The 1,588-nt window shown below is 73.0% G+C and carries 1 protein-coding gene; it reads right to left on the bottom strand.

Annotated features, from left to right (window positions below; all coding sequences use genetic code 11):
• Positions 1 to 86: 86 nt before the first annotated feature.
• Positions 87 to 1,580, bottom strand: coding sequence for an alpha-galactosidase (gene melA, locus ACFWEK_RS21530; RefSeq protein WP_430555363.1), 1,494 nt, complete (start codon positions 1,578 to 1,580; stop codon positions 87 to 89).
• Positions 1,581 to 1,588 lie beyond the last annotated feature (8 nt).

Below are 1,588 nucleotides of genomic sequence, written 5' to 3' on the forward strand. Positions count from 1 at the left end.
GCCTTTGTGTATCCGAGCCCGCGTGGGGGCCGCGGCGCGGCCCCGCGGGTGGCGCCCCGGCCGCGTCGCCGGGGCACCACGAGGGCTCAGCGCGCCAGGACGGGGTCGCGCTCGAGGGTGGACGCCGACGACGACGCGGACGACGCCGGCCGCAGCGCGGCGGGCAGCAGCGCGGCGTGGGCCTCGAGGAGCTCGTCCGTCATCGCGCGGGCCTGCTCGAGCGTGCAGTGCGCGGACGTCAGCGGGTCGAGGGCGACGGCGTGGTGCACGTGCTCGACGTCGCCGGTGAGGGCGGCCCGGACGGCGAGCGTCTGGACGTTGACGTTGGTGCGGTTGATCGCCGCGAGCTGCGGCGGGAGCTCCCCGAACGACGTCGGCTGCACGCCGTTCGCGTCCACCAGGCAGGCGACCTCGACGCAGGCGTCGTCGGGCAGGTTCGTGATGACCCGGCCCGCGTTGGGCACGTTGCCGTACACGACGGCGGGCACCCCCGTGACGACGGCGTTGACGATCGACGCCCCGTACTCGACCGACGGGCTGAGGTCGGCCTTGAGCCGCTCGAGCTGCTCGTCCACGTCGCCCTGCTCGTCGTGGGAGGAGCAGATCTCGTAGTAGTCCCAGCGCTCCGGGAGGTACTCGAGCGTCGTGGCGGGGTCCTTGCGGAACCACGGCACGTACTCCGACGCGTGGTGGCTGGACTCGGTCTCGAAGTACCCGAAGTGGTTCATCAGCGTGGTGCGCACCTGCTCGTTGCCGCCCTCGTAGGTGCTGGCGGCGAGCGCGGCGTCCGAGTGGTCGCCGTCGTCGGCGAGCAGGTCGGCGGCCGCCCGGCCGCGGACGTGACGCTCGGCCATGACCCGGCGCAGGCGCGGGTACAGGTCCTCGGCGCCGCGGCGGAGCTCGAGGATCCAGGCCTGGTGGTTGATGCCCGCGCACCGGTAGGAGACCTCGTCGTAGGGGACGTCGAGGGTGCGGGCGAGCATGCGCGTGGTGCCCTGCACGCTGTGGCACAGGCCCACCGTGCGCAGCCCGAGGGCGTTGAGGTAGGCGGTGGCCATCGCCATCGGGTTGGCGTAGTTGATGAACTGCGCGTCGGGGCAGACCTCCAGCGCGTCGTCCGCGATGTCCTGGTACGCGCGGACCGAGCGCAGGAACCGGAACACCCCGCCGGGGCCGACCGTGTCGCCCACGGTCTGGTCGACGCCGTAGCGGCGCGGGATCTCGACATCGTGCCGGTAGGACTCCACGCCGCCCACCTGGAACGTGATGATGACGAAGTCGGCACCGTCGAGGGCCGCCCGCCGGTCCGTGGTCTGCTCGACGACGGTGGGCAGGCCGTGGTGGTCCACGAGCTCGCGGGCCGCCCCCGCCACCCGGTCCAGCCGGTCGGCGTCGAGGTCCATGAGGCAGAGCGTGGCGTCGCGCAGGGCGGGGAAGCTGAGCAGGTCACCGATGAGCCGGAACGGGAACACGAAGCCGATGGTGGCACCGGCGGCCGCACCGTTCTGGACGGGGTCGTGGTTACCGGCCTCGGGGTTGGTGGCGATGCTCTTCAGCTCGTCGGTGGTGGCGGCGGACAGCTGCGGGG

The organism is Isoptericola sp. NPDC060257 (assembly GCF_042726645.1).
Classification (GTDB): domain Bacteria; phylum Actinomycetota; class Actinomycetes; order Actinomycetales; family Cellulomonadaceae; genus Isoptericola; species Isoptericola nanjingensis.